This is a genomic window from Thauera sp. JM12B12 (genome assembly GCF_039614725.1).
Taxonomy (GTDB): Bacteria; Pseudomonadota; Gammaproteobacteria; order Burkholderiales; family Rhodocyclaceae; genus Thauera.
In genome coordinates, this window is record NZ_CP154859.1 from 890,735 (window position 1) to 910,249 (window position 19,515).

The 19,515-nt window shown below is 71.9% G+C and carries 19 protein-coding genes; 13 read left to right on the plus strand and 6 right to left on the minus strand.

All coding sequences use genetic code 11. From position 1 onward, the window contains the following. Positions 1–22 precede the first annotated feature (22 nt). Positions 23–1,276, plus strand: coding sequence for an MFS transporter (locus AAG895_RS03940; protein WP_345794255.1), 1,254 nt, complete (start codon positions 23–25; stop codon positions 1,274–1,276). 71 nt (positions 1,277–1,347) lie between these two features. Here the strand turns inward: AAG895_RS03940 and AAG895_RS03945 are convergent, their stop codons facing one another. The 6 genes from AAG895_RS03945 to AAG895_RS03970 form a co-directional block, all read right to left on the minus strand. Next, a complete protein-coding gene (locus tag AAG895_RS03945; protein WP_345794256.1) occupies positions 1,348–3,510 on the minus strand; it encodes an FAD-dependent oxidoreductase in 2,163 nt (720 codons plus the stop codon). Beyond that, positions 3,507–3,746, minus strand: coding sequence for a zf-HC2 domain-containing protein (locus tag AAG895_RS03950; RefSeq protein ID WP_345794257.1), 240 nt, complete (start codon positions 3,744–3,746; stop codon positions 3,507–3,509). The genes AAG895_RS03945 and AAG895_RS03950 overlap by 4 nt, the downstream gene beginning before the upstream one ends. After that, positions 3,740–4,324, minus strand: coding sequence for a sigma-70 family RNA polymerase sigma factor (locus AAG895_RS03955; RefSeq protein WP_345794258.1), 585 nt, complete (start codon positions 4,322–4,324; stop codon positions 3,740–3,742). The genes AAG895_RS03950 and AAG895_RS03955 overlap by 7 nt, the downstream gene beginning before the upstream one ends. After that, positions 4,315–5,379 carry a methyltransferase domain-containing protein gene (locus AAG895_RS03960; protein ID WP_345794259.1) on the minus strand — a complete coding sequence of 355 codons (1,065 nt, stop codon included), beginning with the start codon at positions 5,377–5,379 and terminating at the stop codon, positions 4,315–4,317. Before AAG895_RS03960 ends, AAG895_RS03955 begins: the two co-directional genes overlap by 10 nt. A gap of 65 nt (positions 5,380–5,444) precedes the next feature. Then, on the minus strand, positions 5,445–6,224 hold the full coding sequence (locus AAG895_RS03965; protein ID WP_345794260.1) for a DUF3047 domain-containing protein: 780 nt from the start codon (positions 6,222–6,224) through the stop codon (positions 5,445–5,447). Positions 6,225–6,283: 59 nt separating this feature from the next. Further along, positions 6,284–7,429, minus strand: coding sequence for an FAD-dependent oxidoreductase (locus AAG895_RS03970; RefSeq protein ID WP_345794261.1), 1,146 nt, complete (start codon positions 7,427–7,429; stop codon positions 6,284–6,286). A 164-nt stretch (positions 7,430–7,593) separates the two neighbouring features. Here AAG895_RS03970 and arsS point away from each other — a divergent pair, with 164 nt between their 5' ends. The 12 genes from arsS (at position 7,594) to AAG895_RS04030 (ending at position 19,486) form a co-directional block, all read left to right on the plus strand. Then, the gene (gene arsS / locus AAG895_RS03975; protein WP_345794262.1) at positions 7,594–8,595 is read left to right on the plus strand and encodes an arsenosugar biosynthesis radical SAM (seleno)protein ArsS; all 1,002 of its coding nucleotides are present in this window, start codon (positions 7,594–7,596) and stop codon (positions 8,593–8,595) included. 8 nt (positions 8,596–8,603) lie between these two features. Then, the gene (locus AAG895_RS03980; RefSeq protein ID WP_345794263.1) at positions 8,604–9,401 is read left to right on the plus strand and encodes a glycosyltransferase family 2 protein; all 798 of its coding nucleotides are present in this window, start codon (positions 8,604–8,606) and stop codon (positions 9,399–9,401) included. After that, complete coding sequence (locus AAG895_RS03985; RefSeq protein WP_345794264.1) at positions 9,398–10,018, plus strand: TIGR04282 family arsenosugar biosynthesis glycosyltransferase; 621 nt, start codon at positions 9,398–9,400, stop codon at positions 10,016–10,018. The genes AAG895_RS03980 and AAG895_RS03985 overlap by 4 nt, the downstream gene beginning before the upstream one ends. A gap of 125 nt (positions 10,019–10,143) precedes the next feature. Continuing rightward, the gene (locus AAG895_RS03990; RefSeq protein ID WP_345794265.1) at positions 10,144–10,605 is read left to right on the plus strand and encodes a CopD family protein; all 462 of its coding nucleotides are present in this window, start codon (positions 10,144–10,146) and stop codon (positions 10,603–10,605) included. Between the two features lie 169 nt (positions 10,606–10,774). Next, positions 10,775–12,367, plus strand: coding sequence for an ABC transporter substrate-binding protein (locus tag AAG895_RS03995; RefSeq protein WP_345794266.1), 1,593 nt, complete (start codon positions 10,775–10,777; stop codon positions 12,365–12,367). An 87-nt stretch (positions 12,368–12,454) separates the two neighbouring features. Continuing rightward, positions 12,455–13,438 (plus strand): ABC transporter permease, encoded by a 984-nt coding sequence (locus AAG895_RS04000; protein ID WP_345794267.1) that lies wholly within the window; start codon positions 12,455–12,457, stop codon positions 13,436–13,438. 26 nt (positions 13,439–13,464) lie between these two features. Continuing rightward, positions 13,465–14,436, plus strand: coding sequence for an ABC transporter permease (locus AAG895_RS04005; RefSeq protein ID WP_345794268.1), 972 nt, complete (start codon positions 13,465–13,467; stop codon positions 14,434–14,436). Next, positions 14,433–15,491 (plus strand): ABC transporter ATP-binding protein, encoded by a 1,059-nt coding sequence (locus tag AAG895_RS04010; protein ID WP_345794269.1) that lies wholly within the window; start codon positions 14,433–14,435, stop codon positions 15,489–15,491. The genes AAG895_RS04005 and AAG895_RS04010 overlap by 4 nt, the downstream gene beginning before the upstream one ends. After that, positions 15,488–16,900, plus strand: a complete 1,413-nt coding sequence (locus AAG895_RS04015; RefSeq protein WP_345794270.1) for an oligopeptide/dipeptide ABC transporter ATP-binding protein — start codon at positions 15,488–15,490, stop codon at positions 16,898–16,900. Before AAG895_RS04010 ends, AAG895_RS04015 begins: the two co-directional genes overlap by 4 nt. Then, a complete protein-coding gene (locus AAG895_RS04020) occupies positions 16,893–17,603 on the plus strand; it encodes an SDR family NAD(P)-dependent oxidoreductase (RefSeq protein WP_345794271.1) in 711 nt (236 codons plus the stop codon). Before AAG895_RS04015 ends, AAG895_RS04020 begins: the two co-directional genes overlap by 8 nt. Before the next feature lie 40 nt (positions 17,604–17,643). Then, positions 17,644–18,390, plus strand: coding sequence for an SDR family oxidoreductase (locus tag AAG895_RS04025; RefSeq protein ID WP_345794272.1), 747 nt, complete (start codon positions 17,644–17,646; stop codon positions 18,388–18,390). A 73-nt stretch (positions 18,391–18,463) separates the two neighbouring features. Beyond that, positions 18,464–19,486: a DUF5924 family protein gene (locus AAG895_RS04030; RefSeq protein WP_345794273.1), complete on the plus strand. Its 1,023-nt coding sequence runs from the start codon at positions 18,464–18,466 to the stop codon at positions 19,484–19,486. Positions 19,487–19,515 lie beyond the last annotated feature (29 nt).

Here is a 19,515-nt window from a genome sequence, read left to right on the forward strand (position 1 = left end):
TGCGGGCGAACAAAGGAGAAAGATGGTTCAGGCAACACACCCTGGCACGGACGCAAGTGCCGCCGGGCGGGCGGGGATCCCGCCAGCCTTCATCGTGATCATCGCCGGCATGGTGGCCGCGCTCCACATCGGCAAGATCCCGCCCGCGCTCCCGGTGCTGCGCGACGCGCTCGGCGTCAGCCTGGTCGAGGCCGGCTTCCTGCTGTCGATGGTGCAGATGGCGGGCATGCTCGGCGGCGTGTTCATCGGTCTGGCGGCGGACGGCTTCGGCCTGCGCCGCAGCATGCTGCTGGGCCAGTTCGTGCTCGCCTCCGCCAGCCTCGCTGGCGCCTGGGCGACGCAGCCGGGCGAACTGCTCGTCTTGCGCGCGCTCGAGGGCCTCGGTTTCCTGCTCGTGGTGCTGCCGGTGCCGAGTCTGATCCGCCAGCTCGTGCCGCCGAGCCGGCTGGCGCTGCACCTGGGCTTGTGGGGCACCTACATGGCCACCGGCACCTCGCTGGTGCTGGCCGGCGGACCGCTGCTGATGAGCGCGATCGGCTGGCAGGGGCTGTGGGGCGCGTTGGCGGTGGTGTCGGCCGCGGTGGCGGCGTGGCTGTTCCTGCGCGTGCCGTCGGACCGTGCGCGGCGCGCCGCGGCGAGTGCCGGCGCGCCGGCCGGGGCCGCCCCAGCTGCACGCGCGCAGGCGGTCGCGCGCCTGCGCGCCACGCTGGGCAGCCCGGGGCCGTGGCGGGTGGCGATCAGCTTCTCGATGTATTCCAGCCAGTGGCTGGCGGTGATCGGCTTCCTGCCGTCGATCTATGCCCAGGCCGGGCTGTCGGGCCAGGTGGCGGGCCTGCTGACCGCCTTCGCCTGCCTGGTGAACGTCACCGGCAACCTTGCCGCCGGCCGCCTGCTGCACCGCGGGGTGTGCGCCCGCCACCTGCTCTATGCCGGTTTCGTGGCGATGGCGGTCACCGCCTTCGTCGCCTTCAGCCCCGTCACCGCCGAGGCGCCGGTCGCGCGCTACCTGGCGGTGGTGCTGTTCTCGGCGCTCGGCGGCCTGATCCCGGCCACCCTGTTCGCGCTCGCGGTGCATGTGGCGCCCAGCGAACACACGGTGTCGACCACCGTGGGCTGGATGCAGCAGTGCTCGTCGGCCGGCCAGTTTCTCGGCCCGCCGCTGGTGGCCTGGGTGGCGGGGGCCGCCGGCGGCTGGCAGTGGACCTGGGTGATCACCGGGCTCGCCTGCGTCGTCGGCCTCGTGCTGTCGAGCCGGACGCGCTACCAGCGCGCCTGAGCCGGCGGCACCCGCGCTTCGGGGATGCGTGGCGGCCATGCGCCCCGCGCGGCGCAGCCTGCCGCGCGCCATCACCCCCGCAGCCAGGCGTGGTAGCGCGCCAGCCAGCCGAGCACGCGCTGCGGTGCATGGGCGCGCTTCCACTCGCCCGCGGCATATTTGCTGGCCTCGGACAGCGTCGGGTAGGTGTGGATGGTGCCGAGGATCTTGTTGAGGCCCAGGCCGTGCTTCATCGCCAGGGTGAACTCGGCCAGCAGTTCGCCGGCATGCTCGCCGACGATGGTCGCGCCCAGGATGCGGTCCTTGCCGGGCACCGTCAGCACCTTGACGAAGCCATGGTCGGCGCCGTCGGCGATGGCGCGGTCGAGGTCGTCGAGGCCATAGCGCGTCACCTCGAAGGCGATGCCGCGCGCGCGCGCCTCGCGCTCGTTGAGCCCGACGCGCGCCACCTCGGGGTCGATGAAGGTGGTGTGCGGCACCACGCGGTAATCGACCTTGAAACGCTTCAGCTTGCCGAACAGCGCGTTGACTGCCGCGTACCATGCCTGGTGCGCGGCGACGTGGGTGAACTGGTAAGGGCCGGCGACGTCGCCCGCGGCGTAGATGTTGGGGTAGAGGGTCTCGAGGTACTCGTTGGTGACCACCGTCCGCTGCACCGGGATGCCGATCTCCTCCAGCCCGTAGCCCTCGAGCCGGGCCTCGCGGCCCACCGCGCACAGCAGTGCGTCGAACGCAATCCGCGTCTCCTCGCCGGCGCGGGCGACGACGATGAACTTGCGTTCCCCGGCCGGCGTCTCCTCACGCTCGCAGCGCAGCGCCTCGAAGCCGGTCAGCACGTGCACGCCGTCGCGCTCGAGGGTGGTGCGGGCGAAGGTGGCGACGTCCTCGTCCTCGCGCGGCAGCAGTTGCGGCGCGCGTCCGATCTGGGTGACCTGCGATCCGAGGCGGGCGAAGCACTGCGCCAGCTCGCAGCCGATCGGCCCGCCGCCCAGCACCACGAGCCGGCGCGGTGGCGCATCGAGCCGGGCGAAGGCGTCCCACACCGTGTCGCTGGTCAGGTAGCCCACCGCCTCCAGCCCGGGCAGGGGCGGCACGGCCGGGCGGGCGCCGGCGGCGATGACGATGCTGCGCGTGGTGATGCGCTGCGTGCCACCGTCGTTCAACGCCACCTCCACCGTCCACGGATCGACGACGCGCGCGTAGCCCTGCACGACCTCGACGCCCAGCCCGGTATAGCGCGCGATGCTGTCGTGCGGTTCGATCTTGCGGATGACCTCATGCACGCGCGCCATCACCTTGTGGAAGCTGAAGCGGGGCTCGGCGGTATCCAGGCCGTAATGGCCGGCGTGGCGGATCTGGTGGGCGAGCTTCGCGCTGCGGATCAGCGCCTTGCTCGGCACGCAGCCGGTGTTGAGGCAGTCGCCGCCCATCTTGTGCGCCTCGACCAGGCTCACCTTCGCCTTCACCGCGGCGGCGATGTAGGCGGTGACCAGCCCGGCGGCGCCGGCGCCGATCACCACCAGGTTGCGCTCGAAGCGCGCCGGGCGCGTCCAGCGCGCATACACCCGGCGCGCCTGCACGCGCTCGAGCGCCCAGCGCGCGAGCAGCGGGAACAGGCCGAGCAGCACGAAGGAGGCGACGAGGGCGGGCGACAGCACGCCGCCCAGGCTGTCCACCGCGCCGAGCTCGGTGCCCGCGTTCACGTACACCAGCGTGCCGGGCAGCATGCCGATCTGGCTGACCCAGTAGAAGGTGCGGGTGCGGATCGGCGTGAGCCCCATCAGCAGATTGATCAGGAAGAAGGGAAAGGCCGGCACCAGGCGCAACGAGAACAGGTAGAAGGCACCGTCGCGCGCGATGCCCTGGTCGATCGCGCGCAGGCGCTCGCCGAAGCGCGCGTGCACGCTGTCGCGCAGCAGGTGGCGCGAGACCAGGAAGGCCAGCGTGGCGCCGATCGTGGACGCGAAGGACACGATCAGCAGCGCCCAGCCCAGCCCGAACAGCGCGCCGCCGGCGAGCGTCATCACCGCCGCGCCGGGCAGCGACAGCGCGGTCACCGCCACATAGGCGGCGAAGTAAAGCGCGGCAACCACGAGCGGAGAGGCTTCGCGCCAGGCGGCGAAGCCGTCCATGCCGGCCTTGAGGGCGTCGAGGTCGAGCTGGCGGTGCAGCCCGCTCGCGAAGAAGGCGGCGACGAGCGCCAGCACGACCAGCAGCAGGAGGGCTTTCTTCATCGTTCGTCACCCGCACCCGTGGAACCAGCGGGTCCGGGCGGGGGTTCGCCAGCCGGTGGAGCGTGTCCCTCGGCCCAGCGCCGGCTCAGCGCGCGCAGCGCCGCGAGCTGCTCCTCGAAGCGGCTGCATCCGGCGCACATGGCCAGGTGCATGCGCAGCGACAGGCGCTCGCGCAGCGACAACTCGCGCTCGAGCGCGTCCGAACAGAGGCGGGTGGCATCCTTGCAGCTCAGCATGTGGGGCACTCTCCGTGCGAAAACCAGTTCTTCTCGAGGCAGGCGCGCAGTCCGAGGCGGGCGCGGTGCAGCATGACGTGGCAGTTGCCGGTGCTGATCGCCAACTCGGCGCAGATCTCCGCCGTCTCCAGGCCGAGCACCTCGCGCATCGTGAACACGCGTGCGAGGTTCTCGGGCAGGTGCTCCAGGCAGGCCTCGAAGATGCGCCAGAACGCCGACTGGGTGGCCGCAGCCTCGGGATCGGTCCACGCGGCGGGACGGGCCTCGGGGCGCCAGTGGCCGTTGGCGCGGAACAGTGCGTCCACCGCGGCGTCGTCGAAGTCCGGCGCGAGCACGGTGCTGAAGTTCTCGCTGCGCCCGCGCCGGCGCAGCTGGTCGACCAGCTTGTTGCGCAGGATCGCGAACACCCAGGTCCTGAGCTCGGCGCGGCCATCGAAACGCGCCTGCTGTGCGCAGGCGGCCGCCATCGCCTCCTGCACCGCGTCCTCGGCGAGATCGGCGTCGCGCAGCTGCAGGCGCGCGAAGCGCAGCATGTCGCGACGCAGCTCGGTGAGCGCGGCATCGTCGTTCAGCAGCATCCGCTGCGCTCCGTGGTCGGCGCCGTGGTGGTGCCGGCCGCGACGGGGTCGAAGGGCATCGTGTCGCCGCAGCCGGCAAAGAGCCCGAAGTGGCGCGTGAAGTCGCCGATGAAGTCGAAGTGCGGGCGCAGCCGGCTGTCGTGCAGCATGCGCCAGGTGTTGCCGCAGACCGGAAACACCCGTCCGCTGTCGATGTGGTGGTGCTTGTCGAGCACGAAGCGCGAAGGCTGTCCGGGGACGGTGCCGCGATACACCACCGCCTGGCCATAGTCCTCGCAGGCGCCCTCCAGCCCATCGATGCGGAACAGCCGCCAGGTCGCCGAGAAGAAGCGGATGTCGCCCAGCTTGGCGGCGAGCGCGGGGTCGGTCACCGCGAGCGGGCGGTCCTCGACCAGGCGCGGGTCGGCGAAGCCCGCGGCGCGGGCGAGCGTGAGGAAGTCGTTCCAGTACAGCGCGCCGCCCAGGCACTCGCCGTACAGCACCGGGTCGTCGCGCACCGCGGCGGGCACGCGGCGGTCCGCATACACGTCGGAGAAGTAGAACTCGCCGCCCGGCTTGAGCAGGCGGAAGACCTCGCGCAGCACCGCGGCCTTGTCGGGGCACAGGTTGATCACGCAGTTCGACACGATGACGTCGAAGCTCGCGTCCGCCAGGCCGAGCGCGCCGAGGCGCTCGATGTAGCCCTCGAGGAAGCGCACGTTGCTGCGCGCGAAGCCGAAGGCCTGGCGGTGGTAGTCCTCGTGGCGGCGGGCGACGGCGAGCTGCTCGGCGGTCATGTCCACGCCGACCACCTCGCCCTGCTCGCCGACGAGCTGCGCGAGCGCATAGACGTCGCGCCCCGCGCCGCAGCCGAGGTCGAGCACGCGGCAGCCCTCGAGCAGCGGCGGGCTCACCAGGCCGCAGCCGTAGTAGCGCGCGAGGACCTCGGGATGGATGCGGCCGAGCACCGGCCTGAGCGTCGGTGGCGGGGCGCTGGCGTCGCAGCAGGCGGAGGTCTTGAGATCGGCGGAGGACTTCAGCGTGCGGCCGTAGTAGTCCTGGACGAGTTCGTGCATGGCGGGCTCCGGGGTGGAATGGTGAGGCGGGGCCGGGGTCGGCGGGATGGGTGAGCGCAGCATCGTCACGGGCGATCCGGCGGGAAGCGGCATTGTGCGCCGCGGGCGACGAAATGCAGGTCGGCAAAGCCCGCCCGCGCGCGCTCACCGGTGTTGTCGGTGTCGGTGGCGACCGCGAGCAGCGTCAGCTCGACGCCCTCCTCACCGAAGGCGGCGGCCCCGTCGGTGGCGATGTCGCGGCGCTCCTCCTGCCAGCGGCCGGTGGCGGCTTCGTTCGAACGCAGCACGATCATGCGCGTGCGCTCGGTGTAGGCATTGGGCGCCTCGGTGCCCACCGGGTGGCGGTTGTCCCAGACGTAGTTGAGCGCGGCGTCGGGCACGTGCTCGCCGTGGCGGGCGCGGGCCAGCGCGAGCCCGGCGCGCGTGGCCAGCCCGAGGCTGGCCGGCGGCAGCCGGAAGCCGAGGTACACGCGCGCCGCGTAGTCGTCGCCCGCGCGGTGGCGCAGGTCGGCCTTGTCGAGCCGGTTCTCGATGCGCCAGCGCCAGCACAGCACCGGCGTCGCCTGCAGGTCGACCTGGATGGGGCGGGCGAGCAGCGACATGCTCGCTTCGGACTCGGCCTCGATCGCCATCACGCCGTCCCAGGCGCGGATGCGGTAGCGGGTGGGCGGCACCGCGGTGTCGAAGCGGATCTCCTGCCAGGGGGCGGGCGGCAGCAGGGCAGGGGTGTCGAAGCGGCCCACCTCGACCGCGGCGGCGGCGCCCATGCTCACCGCCATCGCACAGGCGAGCACCCCCGCGCGCAGGGCGCGAGCCAGGGCGTGCGGGGAGGGGGAAGGGGGCATGCGGGAAGAGCCTCGGGCGACGGGTGCTTGCGGGTTGGTCGTGGGCAGTGGGCGAATCCTTACACGGCGCGGGCGGGTGGGCTGCGATGGCGGGCGATGAAGCCGCGGTCGATGCGGTCCTTCCAGTGCCACACCCAGCGCCCCTCGGCGGACCAGGGGCCCCAGGAGGCGATGGCGTGGCGCGCGCCGCAGGCGATGAGGTAGAGCGAGCGCGGGCGCGGCTGGTAGCGCTGCGGCGGGGCGGGCGTGGCGTCGGCCAGCGCGGCAAGCAGGTTGGCGGCGAGCACCGGACCGGCATGCACGGCATGGACGCCCGAGCGCGCGAAGCCGGGTGCATCGCGGGTGCAGACGTCGCCCGCGGCGTGGATGGCCGGATGCGAGCGGCTGCGGTGGCCGGCATCGACCACGACCCAGCCCTCGGCGTCGCAGGCCAGGCCGCTCGCTTGCAGCCAGGGCAGGGCGCGCGCGCCGGTGGCGGCGATCACGCAGTCGGCGGACAGGGCGGAAGCCGTGTGCTCTGCGCCATCGACGAGCGCGAGGCCAGCGGGCGTGCCGCGCGCGCGGGCGTGGTGCAGCGCGACGCCGGCCCGCGTCAGCCTGCGCTCGACCCGCCTGCGCACGCCGTCGGCGTGCCCGGCGAGCAGTCCGCCCGGTGGTGCGACGAGCGCGAGCGCCACCTTGCAGCCGGCGCGGTGAAAGGCCTGGGCGGCGGCGAGCACCAGCTCCACCCCGGCCGCGCCGCCACCCACCACGGCGAGGCGGCGCAGCTGCCCGGCGCGCGCCGCGGCGAGCCGCTGCGGCCAGGCGGAGAAGAAGGCCTCGAGTGGTTTCACCGGCAGCAGGGTGCCCGCCGGCATTGCGTCGAGCGCGCGCGTGTCGGTGAGGCTGCCGACGTCGAGCGAGAGCAGATCGAAGTCGTGGGAGGCGCCCGCGTCGTCGTGCACGATGCGGCGGTCGGCGTCGAGCGCGGTGGCGGAAGCGAAGCACAGCCGCGCGCCCGCGGCGGCGGCGAGCGGGCGCAGGTCGATGCGGCAGTCCTCGGCGCCGTAGTGGCCGGCCATCCAGCCGGGCAGCATCCCCGAGTACCATTGCCAGGGCGAGGGCGTCAGCAGCACCGCCTCCACCCCGCGCGGGCGTTGCCGGGCGAGGGCGTGGAGCACGGCGAGCTGGGCATGGCCGCCGCCGACGAGGAGGAGTCGTTTCATGGCTTCGAGCGAGTGAGGCGCTGGATCGAACTTCCGGAGCGTAAGCTTTTCCGAGTCTCGTGCGACAAAAAACCACGGCGCAGGCTGCGGATTCCGCGTGCGCTGCGCGAACGCCCCACCCCCATCCCGACCCCCACCCCCGATTCCCGACGGAGACCTGCCAGATGCATGCAACCCTTCCGCTGCTCGAGACGCACCGCTTTCCGCCGCTGCGCCGCGACGCGACCGCCACGCTGCAGGTGAATCTCGGCTACCGCTGCAACCAGAGCTGCGTGCATTGCCATGTCAATGCCGGCCCCGGCCGGACCGAGATGATGGACGAGGAGACGCTGGCGCTGATCCCGCGCGTGCTCGCCGCGCGCGCGATCGGCACGCTCGACCTCACCGGCGGCGCGCCCGAGCTGCATCCCGGCTTCCGTGGCCTGGTGCGTGCGGCGCGCGCGCTCGGCGTGCGCGTGATCGACCGCTGCAACCTCACCATCCTGTCCGAGCCGGGGCAGGAGGATCTGGCCGAGTTCCTCGCCGAGCAGGGCGTCGAGGTGGTGGCCTCGCTGCCCTGTTACGCCGCCGACAACGTCGACCGCCAGCGCGGCAAGGGCGTGTTCGAGCGCAGCATCGCCGGCCTGCAGCGCCTGAACGCGCTCGGCTACGGCCAGCCCGACGGCACGCGGGTGCTCAACCTCGTGTACAACCCGCAGGGACCGGTGCTGCCGCCCGACCAGGCCCGGCTCGAGGCCGACTACCGGCGCGAGCTCGCCGCGAACTTCGGCATCGTCTTCACCCGCCTGTTCGCACTCGCCAACATGCCGATCCAGCGCTTCGGCTCGACGCTGATCTCGAAGGGGCAGTTCAACGCCTACATGGCGCTGCTGCAGGCCAGTCACCGCGAGGAGAACCTCGCCGCGGTGATGTGCCGCGCGCTGCTCAGCGTGGACTGGCAGGGGAGGCTCTACGACTGCGACTTCAACCAGCAGCTCGGCCTGCTGCTGGGAGCGGACGGCGTAGCGGGCGATGTGCAGGAGGGCGTGGCCTCACGCTCGCGTGGCCTGCATCTGCGCGACCTGCTGACGCGCGACCTGGCAGGGGCGCCGATCCGTGTCGCCGGCCACTGCTTCGGCTGTACCGCGGGTAGCGGTTCGAGCTGCGGCGGCGCGCTCAAGGGCTGAGCGTGGCGGTGCCCGCTCACGATGGGGCAGGACCGGGGGCCGGTGCGTCACTGCTTGCGCCGGCGCGCGCCCCGTCGCTGTCGATCGTCGTGCCGGTGCTGAACGAGGCCGCCACCCTGCCTGCGCTGCTCGTCCATCTTGCCGGCTGGCGCGACCGTGGCTGCGAGCTCGTGCTGGTCGATGGCGGCAGCGACGACGATTCGGTGGCGATCGCGCGCGCGGCCGGCTTCCGGGTCATCGCCGCCGCGCGTGGGCGGGCGCGCCAGATGAACGTCGGTGCGCGCGCCTGCGGTGGCGCGATCCTGCTCTTCCTGCATGCGGACACGCGCCTGCCGGAGGCGGCGGACGAGAGGGTGCGCGCCGCGCTCGCCCGGGGGCTTCCGGGGGCGGGCGAGCACGCTCCGGCGAGCGAGTCGCGCGCGCACGTCGCACCGGGCGCCCCCGTCTGGGGCCGCTTCGACGTGCGCATCGACGGCCGTCCGCGCATGCTGCGCGTGGTGGCGGCGCTGATGAACCTGCGCTCGCGGCTCACCGGCATCGCCACCGGCGACCAGGCGATCTTCGTGCGCCGCGACGTCTTCGCCGCGGTGGGCGGCCTCCCGGAGCAGCCGCTGATGGAAGACATCGAACTGTCGCGCCGCCTGCTGCGCGTGTCGCGCCCGGCCTGCCTGCGCGCGCGCGTCACCACCTCGGGCCGGCGCTGGGAACAGCGCGGGGTGTGGCGCACCATCGTGCTGATGTGGCGGCTGCGCTGGGCGTACTGGCGCGGCGTGCCGCCCGAGCGCCTCGCCGAGGCCTACCGGTGAGCGCGACCCGCATCGTGGTCTTCGCCAAGGCGCCGCATCCGGGGCGGGTGAAGACGCGGCTGATTCCAGCGCTCGGTGCCGAGGGCGCGGCGGGGCTCGCGGCGGACATGCTGGCACACACCCTGGTCGTCGCGAGCGAGGCCGGGCTAGGCGAGGTGGAACTGTGCGCGAGTCCGGCGCCGGACGATCCCGCCTGGCAGGGCATCGCGTTGCCGGCGGCGCTGCGCTGGTCGGCGCAGGGCGAGGGCGATCTCGGCGCGCGCATGGCGGGCGCGGCGCGGCGCGCGCTTGCCGGTGGCGAGCGCGTGCTGCTGATCGGCACCGACTGCCCCGCGCTCGACGCCGGCCGCCTGCGCGCCGCCGCAGGGGCGCTCGACGCAGCCGAGGCGGTGCTCGTGCCGAGCTTCGATGGAGGCTACGTGCTGCTCGGGCTGCGCCGCTTCGATCCGACCCTGTTCGCCGACATTGCCTGGAGTACGCCGAGCGTGGCCGAGGTCACGCGTGCGCGCCTGCGTGCGCTCGGCTGGACGCATCGCGTACTGCCTGCGCTGCACGACATCGACGTACCGGAGGACCTCGTCCATCTGCCCGCAGGAGGCTGGATCGGCGCTGATTGAGCCTGCCTGGGCGCGTACGCCTCGCCGCGGTCGGGCGCAGTCGGCTGCGGGCACGCCGCATCCGGGCGTTGCAGGGCGGCTTTTCCGGCACAATCGGGTTCCCTGTCCGCCGAAGGAGGCGCGTGATGAGCGTCGATCCCATGCTGCTGTTCCTGCACGTCGCCGGCGTCGTGGTGTGGGTGGGCGGGATGTTCTTCGCGTACGTCTGCCTGCGCCCCGAGGCCGCCAGCCAGCTCGAGCCGCCGTCGCGGCTGCGCCTGTGGCGCGGCGTGCTGGCGCGCTTCTTCACCTGGGTGTGGGTGGCGGTCGCGGTGGTGCTGGCGAGCGGGCTGGCGCTGATCCTGCGCCACGGCTTCGCGGCCGCGCCGCTCTACCAGCACCTCATGTTCCTGATGGGGCTGGTGATGATCGCCATCTACGCCTTCGTCTTCTTTGCGCCCTATGGCGCGCTCACCCGCGCAGTGGCGGCCGGGGACTGGAAGGCGGGCGGCGCCGCGCTCGGGCGCATCCGCCAGCTGGTCGGCACCAACCTCACGCTCGGCTTCCTCACCGTCGCGATGGGTACGGTCGGACGCTGGCTGGGCTGACGCTGCCGCGACCCCGCGCCGGCTCGGCAGCGACTCAGCCCGATCGCACCCGATCGGGGACAACCCGCATCAGCGCGCGTCGCGCTTGGCCCGCCGGGCTGGCGATGCAACAATCGTCCGGCATGACGCCGGCCCATCGGTCCAACCCGCTCCAACGGAGATCCACGCCATGAAGAAGACCCGTCTCGCCCTGGCCCTGCCGTTCGCCCTTGCCGCCCTCGGCGGCCTCGCTGCCCCCGCCGCCGCCGAGACCGTGCGCTGGGCCGCCGCCGGCGATGCCCTGACCATGGACCCGCACGCCCAGAACGAGGGGCCCACCCACGTCATGAACCACCAGGTCTACGACTCGCTGGTGTTCCGCGACCAGGACATGAAGCTCGCACCGCGGCTGGCGACGTCCTGGCGCATCACCGACGACCCGACGGTGTGGGAGTTCAAGCTGCGCGAGGGGGTGAAGTACCACAACGGCAACCCCTTCACCGCCGACGACGTGGTGTTCTCGATCATGCGCGCCAAGCACGAGAACTCGGACATGAAGGGCCTGCTCACCACGGTGGTGGAGGTGACCAAGGTCGACGAGCACACCGTGCGCATGCGCACCGACGGCCCCAACCCGCTGCTGCCCAACAACCTCACCAACCTCTTCATCATGGACCGCGAGTGGTCCGAGGCGAACAAGGTCACGCTGCCGCAGAACTACAAGGCCGGCGACGAGACCTTCGCGGTGCGCAACGCCAACGGCACCGGCCCCTTCCGGCTGGCCAAGCGCGAGCCCGACGTGCGCACCGAACTCGAGCGCAACGAGGACTACTGGGGCAAGGGCACGTACCCGATGGAGGTGAGCAAGGTGGTGTTCACCCCGGTGCGCTCGGCAGCCACCCGGGTCGCCGCGCTGCTGTCGGGCGAGGTCGACTTCCTGCTCGACCCGCCGGTGCAGGATCTCGAGCGCCTGTCCGCTGCCAAGGGCCTCGTGGTGCGCTCCGGCCCCGAGAACCGCACGATCTTCCTCGGCATGAACCAGGGCGCGGCCGAGCTGCGCAGTGCGGACGTCAAGGGCAGGAACCCCTTCGCCGACCGCCGCGTGCGCGAGGCGATGAACATCGCGATCAACCGCGAGGCGGTCAAGCGCGTGGTGATGCGCGGCCAGTCGGTGCCCGCCGGCATCGTCGCGCCGCCCTTCATCGACGGCTACGACAAGGCGATGGACGTGGTGCCGGCGCCCGACCTCGCGCGCGCCAAGGCGCTGCTCGCCGAGGCCGGCTACCCCAACGGCTTCTCGGTCACGCTGTCCTGCCCCAACGACCGCTATGTGAACGACGAGGCGATCTGCCAGGCGGTGACCGGCATGTTCGGCCAGATCGGCGTCAAGGCGCGGCTGGACGCACGGCCCAAGAGCATCCACTTCGCGGAGCTGCCCAAGGGCGAGCTCGACCTCTACATGCTCGGCTGGGGCGTGCCGACCATGGACTCGCACTACGTCTTCCACTACCTCTACGAAACCAAGACCGACAAGGGCGGCTCGTGGAACGTGACCGGCTATTCGAACCCGAAGGTCGACGAACTGGTCGCCGCGATGACGCGCGAGATCGACCTCGGCAAGCGCGCCGGCATGGTCGCCGAGGTGTGGAAGACGGTGCAGGACGACGTGGTCTACCTGCCGATCCACCACCAGATGCTGAACTGGGCGATGAAGGACAACATCGACTTCCCGGTGCAGTCCGAGAACTATCCCTACTTCAAGCTGCTGAAGTTCAAGAAGTAAATCGAGATCAATGGGGTCAGACCCCATTGATCCATCCTGTGGGGGCGGCCAAGCCCGCTCCCACAGCAACCTGTCCCTTCCGACGCCATGTTCGCCTTCATCCTCCGCCGCCTGCTGCAGTCCGTGCTCGTCATGCTGACGGTGGCGCTGGTGTCGTTCGGCCTGTTCCGCTACATCGGCGACCCGGTGAACAACATGGTCGGGCAGGAGGCGACGATGGCCGAGCGCGAGGCGCTGCGCGAGTCGCTCGGCTTGAACGAGCCGGTGCCGGTGCAGTTCTTCCGCTTCGTGGCCAACGCGGCGCAGGGCGAGTTCGGCGTGTCCTACCGCATGGCGCGGCCGGTGGCGGACGTGATCGCCGAGCGCCTGCCGGCCACGCTCGAACTGGCGCTGATCTCGGGCTTCGGGGCGCTCGCGCTCGGCATCGCGCTCGGCGTTTATACCGCGCTGCGCCGCGATGGATGGCTGAGCCACGCGATCATGGGGCTGTCGCTGGTGGGCGTGTCGCTGCCCACCTTCCTGATCGGCATCCTGCTGATCTACGTGTTCGCGGTCGAACTGAAGGTGCTCCCCGCCTTCGGCCGCGGCGAGGTGGTGGACCTCGGATGGTGGACCACCGGGCTGCTCACCACCTCGGGGCTGAAGTCGCTGATCATGCCGGCGATCACGCTCGGCCTCTACCAGCTCACGCTGATCATGCGCCTGGTGCGCGCCGAGATGCTCGAGGTGCTGCGCACCGACTACATCAAGTTCGCGCGCGCCCGCGGCCTCACCGACCGCGCGGTGCATTTCGGCCATGCGCTCAAGAACACCCTGCTGCCGGTGATCACCATCACCGGGCTGCAGATCGGCTCGATCATCGCCTTCGCGATCATCACCGAGACCGTGTTCCAGTGGCCGGGCGTGGGCCTGCTCTTCATCACGGCGGTGCAGTTCGTCGACATCCCGGTGATGGCGGCCTACCTGGTCCTGATCGCGCTGATCTTCGTCGTCATCAACCTCATCGTCGATCTGCTGTACTTCGTCGTCGATCCGCGCCTGCGCGTGCAACGCAGCGGGCGCGGACAGTGAGCGCCCCCGGCACCCCGGAGCCCGCCATGCGTACCGAATCCCCCACGCCCACCTCCGCCGTCGCTTCGGTCCCGCCGCCGCGCGGTGCGCTCGCGCGCCTCGCCGACAGCGACCTCTTCCACAGCTTCATCCGCTCGCCGGTCACCGTGCTCTCGGCGCTGGTCGTGCTGACGATCCTCACAGCGGCGCTGCTGGCGCCGGTGATCGCGCCGCAGAACCCCTTCGACCCGGCCACGCTCAACCTCATGGACGGCTTCACCCGCCCGATGCAGGCGAACGAATTCACCGGCAACGTCTATTGGCTGGGCACCGACGCGCAGGGCCGCGACCTGTTCTCGGCCATCCTCTACGGCTCGCGGGTGTCGCTGCTGGTGGGCTTCGCGGCGGTGGCCTTCGCCGCGGTGCTGGGCATCGCGCTCGGGCTCGTCGCCGGCTATCGCGGCGGCTGGGTGGACAGCCTGATCATGCGCGTCGCCGACGTGCAGCTGAGCTTCCCGGCGATCCTGGTGGCGCTGCTGATCTTCGGCGTGTTCAAGGGCGTGGTGCCGCCGGCGCTGCACGACAAGGCGGCGATCTACGTGCTGATCCTGGCGATCGGCCTGTCGGACTGGGTGCAGTACGCGCGCACCGTGCGCAGCTCCACGCTGGCCGAGCGCAACAAGGAATACGTGCAGGCCGCGCGCGTGATCGGCGTGCCGGCGCCCACCATCCTGCTGCGCCACATCCTGCCCAACGTGATGGGCCCGGTGCTGGTGATCGCCACCATCGGCCTGGCGCTGGCGATCATCCTCGAGTCGACGCTGTCCTTCCTCGGCGTCGGCGTGCCGCCCACCCAGCCCAGCCTCGGCACGCTGATCCGCGTCGGCCAGGACTACCTGTTCTCGGGCGAGTGGTGGATCGTGTTCTTCCCCGGCCTCGCCCTGCTGCTGCTCGCGCTGTCGGTGAACCTGCTCGGCGACTGGCTGCGTGATGCGCTCAATCCGAGGCTGCGCCGATGAGCGCGCCGCAGATCGAGCAGATGAACGCCGGCGGTGGCGTGCCGCTGCTGTCGGTGCGCCACCTGCGGGTGGAGTTTCCCTCCCGGCGCGGCACCCTGGTGGCGATCGACGACGTCTCCTTCGACATCGCGCGCGGCGAGGTGCTGGGCGTGGTCGGCGAATCGGGCGCCGGCAAGTCGCTCACCGGCGCCGCCATCATCGGCTTGCTGGAGCCGCCCGGGCGCATCGCCGGCGGCGAGATCCTGCTCGACGGCGATCCGATCCACGCGCTGCGCGGCGAGGCCATGCGGCGGCTGCGCGGGCGGCGGATCGCGATGATCTTCCAGGACCCGCTCACCAGCCTGAACCCGCTGTACACTGTGGGCGAGCAGCTGGTCGAGACCATGCTGACCCACCTCGACCTCAGCCCGGCTGCCGCGCGCGAGCGTGCGCTGGCGCTGCTCGACGAGGTCGGCATCCCGGCCCCGGCGCAGCGCATCGACCACTATCCGCACCAGTTCTCCGGCGGCATGCGCCAGCGCGTGGTGATCGCGCTCGCGCTCTGTGCCGAGCCCGAGCTCATCATCGCCGACGAGCCCACCACCGCGCTCGACGTCTCCGTGCAGTCGCAGATCATCGCCCTGCTGCGCCGCCTGTGCCGCCAGCACCACACCGCCGTGATGCTCATCACCCACGACATGGGCGTGATCGCCGAGACCGCCGACCGCGTCGCGGTGATGTACGCCGGCCGCCTGGTCGAGATCGGCCCGGTGGTCGATGTCGTGCGCGCGCCGGCACACCCGTACACGCGCGGGCTGATGGGCTCGATCCCGGTGCTCGGCGCCGAGGTCGCGCGCCTGGTGCAGATCGATGGCGCGATGCCGCGGCTGACCGCGATCCCCGCCGGCTGCGCCTTTCATCCGCGCTGCAAGGAGGCGTTCGCGCGCTGCCGCGAGGAACGCCCGCCGCTGATGGCCGCCGGCATGACGCGGGCGGCGTGCTGGCTGCATGCGCACGACAGGGAAGCGCGGAGTGAGCCGGCCGTACTTCGCCATCGGCGGGGAGAACAGCCATGAGCATCATCGAGCGCGCGCTCGCCAAGGCCAAGCAGCAGGACCGCGCTGCGGTGGAGGAGGCCGAGGGCCTGGCGCACCGGCCCGAGGCGCCCGCGCCCGAGGAGGGCGCGCCGGCTGGCGTGCGCGACTCGTCCGCCTCACCCGCAGATTCCTCCGCGCCGGACGTCGTGGGAGCGGGCTTGGCCGGGAAGCGCGTAGCCGTGGAGCCGGCATTCGCGGGCAAGCCCGCTCCCACGGAGCCGGTCCCGGCCGCGCAGTCGGGCGAGGATGGCCATGTCGCCGGACAGATCGCCCCTCCTCCCACCGAGCAGGTCCTTGCCGCAGCGGCGGTCGAGCCCGGTGTGCGCCCGGATGTCAGTGCCGACGCCCCTGCCGGCGTCGCAGCCGGCACCGGTGCCGAAGCGCTCGTCGCGCCCCTGCTGCGTGTCGACAACCTGCGCTGTGCCTTCGACGTCTCCCGCCCCTTCCTCAACCGTCTGCTCGAGGGCGAGCCGCGGCGCTGGCTGAAGGCGGTCGATGGCGTTTCGTTCGAGATCCCGCGCGGCCAGACCTTCGCGCTGGTGGGCGAGTCCGGATGTGGCAAATCCACCGTGGCGCGGCTGATCGTCGGCCTGCACGAGCCGTCTGCCGGACGCATCGTGTTCGACGGCCGCGACGTCGCCGAGGTGCGCGGCAGCGCCGCGCGCCAGAAGCTGCGCCGGCGCTTCCAGATGATCTTCCAGGACCCCTACGCCAGCCTCAACCCGCGCTGGCGGGTGGAGCGCATCATCGCCGAGCCGATCCGCGTCTTCGGCCTGGAGCGCGACGCGGCGAAGATCCGCGCCCGCGTCGCCGAATTGCTGATCCAGGTCGGGCTGTCGCCGGCCGACGGCGCCAAGTACCCGCACGAGTTCTCCGGCGGCCAGCGCCAGCGCATCTGCATCGCGCGCGCGCTCGCCAACCGCCCCGAGTTCCTCGTGTGCGACGAGCCGACCTCGGCGCTCGACGTGTCGGTGCAGGCGCAGATCCTCAACCTGATGCGCGACCTGCAGGACGCGCTCGGCCTCACCTACCTCTTCATCAGCCACGACCTCGCGGTGGTGCGCCACATGGCGAACCGCGTCGGCGTGATGTACCTCGGCCGCATCGTCGAGATCGCCGACAGCCACACGCTGTTCGCGCATCCGCGCCACCCCTACACGCGCATGCTGCTGGCGACCATTCCCAGCCTGGCGATGCGCGGCCAGCGCGCCGAGCTCGTGCGCGGCGAAGTGCCCAACCCGATCACGCCGCCGCCGGGCTGCAGCTTCCATCCGCGCTGTCCGCTCGCGACCGATCGCTGTCGCAGCGAGGCGCCGCTGCTGCGTGCGCTCGGAGGCGGCCAGCAGGTGGCCTGTCATGCGGTCGAGGAGGGGCGCGAAGATGAATGAACCCGCTGCAGACTCGGGCCGCAGGCGCATCGCCGTCGTCATCGGCTGCGGCGGCATCGGCGCGGCCTTGGCCGAGGCGCTGCGTGCCGAGCGAGGCTTCGATGAGGTCGTCGTGCTCGGTCGCCGCAGCACGCCGGTGCTCGACCTGCTCGACGAAGCCAGCATCGCCGCCTGCGCCGGATGGCTCGCCGCACGCGGCAGCCTGGAGCTCGTCATCGACGCCACCGGCATCCTCCACGGTCCCGGCATGGCACCGGAGAAGAGCTGGCGGGAACTCGATCCGGCGGTACTGGCGCAAGCCTTCGCGATCAACGCGATCGGTCCGGCGCTGCTGATGAAGCACTTCCTCCCCGTGCTCGCGCGTGACCGACGGGCGGTGTTCGCCACCCTGTCCGCCAAGGTCGGCAGCATCGGCGACAACCGGCTCGGCGGCTGGTACGCCTACCGCGCCTCGAAGGCGGCGCTGAACCAGCTCGTGCGCACCGCGTCCATCGAGCTGCGCCGCAGCCGGCCCCAGGCGATCTGCGTGGCCTTGCACCCGGGCACGGTCGACACCGGCCTGTCGGCGCCTTTCGCCAAGTCCGGCCTGCAGGTGCAGCCCCCCGAGCTGGCCGCGAAACGACTGCTTACCGTGCTCGCCGGGCTCACGGTGGAGGATTCCGGGGAATTTTTCGATTATCGCGGCGAGCGCCTGCCCTGGTAGAGGGGGGGCGGACGTGCGCACGGCACCAGAGGAGAGGACAGTGATTGGAACGAAGGCGATCGTGAGCGGCCACAGCCGCGGCCTGGGTGCGGCGGTTGCCGAGGAACTGCTCGCGCGCGGCATCCCGGTGCTCGGGCTGGCGCGCCGGGGTAACCCGGCGCTCGCCGCTCGGCACGGCGGGCAGCTCGTCGAGGTGGCGCTCGATCTGGCCGACAGCGCAGCGCTGGCAAGCTGGCTGGCGGGCGATACCCTCGGCGACTGGGTCGCCGGCGCCGAGCGGGTGCTGCTGGTGAACAACGCCGGTACCCTGCAGCCGATGGGGCCCCTGCCGCTGCAGGAGTGCGACGCGGTGGCGCGCGCGGTGGCGGTGAATGTGGCCGCACCGCTGATGCTGGCCGCAGCACTGGCGCAGGCCGGTGGCGAGGACGTGCGCGAGCGCCGCGTGCTGCACGTCTCCAGTGGCGCGGCGCGCAAGCCCTATGCGGGCTGGAGCGTGTATTGCGCCACCAAGGCCGCGCTCGACCACCATGCGCGCGCCGTGCAGGCCGACGCCACGCCGGGATTGCGCATCTGCGCGCTGGCGCCGGGCGTGATCGACACCCCGATGCAGGGCGAGATCCGCGCCAGCACGCTGGAGCGCTTCCCGCTGCGCGACCGCTTCGCCGAGATGCAGGCGAGCGGTGGGCTGCTCGCGCCCGACGAGTGCGCGATGCATCTGGCGGATTACCTGCTGGACCAGGATTTCGGCCGCGAGCCGGTCGCCGACCTGCGAGACCTGATGCAGTGAGGGGCCTGCTACAGGGGGCCCCGCGCGCGCGCCAGACGGGCGGGCGGGAACGCCGCGGAAAAGGGGGCTTGCCGTGCCCGTGCTGAAGCGGCGCATCTTGCGCGGCGTGGTCTGGCTGCGCCGCCACCCCGGGCTGGTCGCGGCCTTCGGCTTCGTCTCCGGGCTGTTGAGCTTCTTCCTCGTCGAACGCCACGAGGGCGTGGCACGACTGATGGCGGTGGCGATGCTGGCGAGCTGGGTACTGCTGGTGGTCGAGCGTGCGCTCAGCCAGGCGGTGTCGGCGCGTTTCGGCTTCGGGCTTTCGCCGATGCTGGTGCGCTACCTGACGCAGTTCACCCATCAGGAAAGCCTGTTCTTCGCGCTGCCGTTCTTCTTTGCCAGCACCTCGTGGAACAGCGGCCAGGCCCTGTTCACCGGACTGCTCGGCGTGATGGCCCTGGTCACGATCATCGATCCGCTCTACTTTCGCCGCCTGGCGGTGCGGCGCTGGCTGTTCCTGAGCTTTCACACCCTGACCCTGTTCGCGCTGCTGCTGGTCGCGCTGCCGCTGATCCTGCATCTGCCGGCGATGGAGAGCTACCAGCTGGCGCTCGGGGTGGCTGCGGTGCTGTCGTTCCCGACCCTGGCCGGCTCGATCAGCGTGCCGCGCTGGTGGCGCGGGGTGCTGGTGCTGGTGCTGCTGGCCGCGCTCGGTGCGGCAGGTTGGCTGGCGCGCCTGTGGGTACCGCCGGCCACCTTGCGGCTGACCCAGGTTGCGCTCGCCACGGAGATCGACGTCGAGCAGCGTGCACCGCGACAGAGCCTGCACAGCGTGGATGCCGGCCGCCTGCGCAGCGAAGGCCTCTACGCGTACACGGCGATCCATGCGCCGCTCGGGCTGCGCGAACGCGTCAGCCATGTCTGGCTGCACGAGGGCAAGGAGGTCGACCGCATCGCGCTCGACGTCAGCGGCGGCCGTGCCGAGGGCTACCGCGCCTGGACCCACAAGCGCAACTTCCCCGATTCGCCCGAAGGACGCTGGCAGGTGCGCGTGCTCACCGCCGACGATCGCATGATCGGCACGCTGCGCTTCCATGTGGCGCCGGAGGCGCGCTGAGGAAGGCGGTGGGCGCGCATGCCCGGCGC

What these genes read in the sequence shown, in the direction of transcription:
- AAG895_RS03940 (WP_345794255.1), top strand. Translation starts at nt 23, where the DNA reads ATGGTTCAGGCAACACACCCTGGCACGGACGCAAGTGCCGCCGGGCGG.
- AAG895_RS03945 (WP_345794256.1), bottom strand. Translation starts at nt 3,510, where the DNA reads ATGAAGAAAGCCCTCCTGCTGCTGGTCGTGCTGGCGCTCGTCGCCGCC.
- AAG895_RS03950 (WP_345794257.1), bottom strand. Translation starts at nt 3,746, where the DNA reads ATGCTGAGCTGCAAGGATGCCACCCGCCTCTGTTCGGACGCGCTCGAG.
- AAG895_RS03955 (WP_345794258.1), bottom strand. Translation starts at nt 4,324, where the DNA reads ATGCTGCTGAACGACGATGCCGCGCTCACCGAGCTGCGTCGCGACATG.
- AAG895_RS03960 (WP_345794259.1), bottom strand. Translation starts at nt 5,379, where the DNA reads ATGCACGAACTCGTCCAGGACTACTACGGCCGCACGCTGAAGTCCTCC.
- AAG895_RS03965 (WP_345794260.1), bottom strand. Translation starts at nt 6,224, where the DNA reads ATGCCCCCTTCCCCCTCCCCGCACGCCCTGGCTCGCGCCCTGCGCGCG.
- AAG895_RS03970 (WP_345794261.1), bottom strand. Translation starts at nt 7,429, where the DNA reads ATGAAACGACTCCTCCTCGTCGGCGGCGGCCATGCCCAGCTCGCCGTG.
- arsS (WP_345794262.1), top strand. Translation starts at nt 7,594, where the DNA reads ATGCATGCAACCCTTCCGCTGCTCGAGACGCACCGCTTTCCGCCGCTG.
- AAG895_RS03990 (WP_345794265.1), top strand. Translation starts at nt 10,144, where the DNA reads ATGAGCGTCGATCCCATGCTGCTGTTCCTGCACGTCGCCGGCGTCGTG.
- AAG895_RS03995 (WP_345794266.1), top strand. Translation starts at nt 10,775, where the DNA reads ATGAAGAAGACCCGTCTCGCCCTGGCCCTGCCGTTCGCCCTTGCCGCC.
- AAG895_RS04000 (WP_345794267.1), top strand. Translation starts at nt 12,455, where the DNA reads ATGTTCGCCTTCATCCTCCGCCGCCTGCTGCAGTCCGTGCTCGTCATG.
- AAG895_RS04005 (WP_345794268.1), top strand. Translation starts at nt 13,465, where the DNA reads ATGCGTACCGAATCCCCCACGCCCACCTCCGCCGTCGCTTCGGTCCCG.
- AAG895_RS04010 (WP_345794269.1), top strand. Translation starts at nt 14,433, where the DNA reads ATGAGCGCGCCGCAGATCGAGCAGATGAACGCCGGCGGTGGCGTGCCG.
- AAG895_RS04015 (WP_345794270.1), top strand. Translation starts at nt 15,488, where the DNA reads ATGAGCATCATCGAGCGCGCGCTCGCCAAGGCCAAGCAGCAGGACCGC.
- AAG895_RS04020 (WP_345794271.1), top strand. Translation starts at nt 16,893, where the DNA reads ATGAATGAACCCGCTGCAGACTCGGGCCGCAGGCGCATCGCCGTCGTC.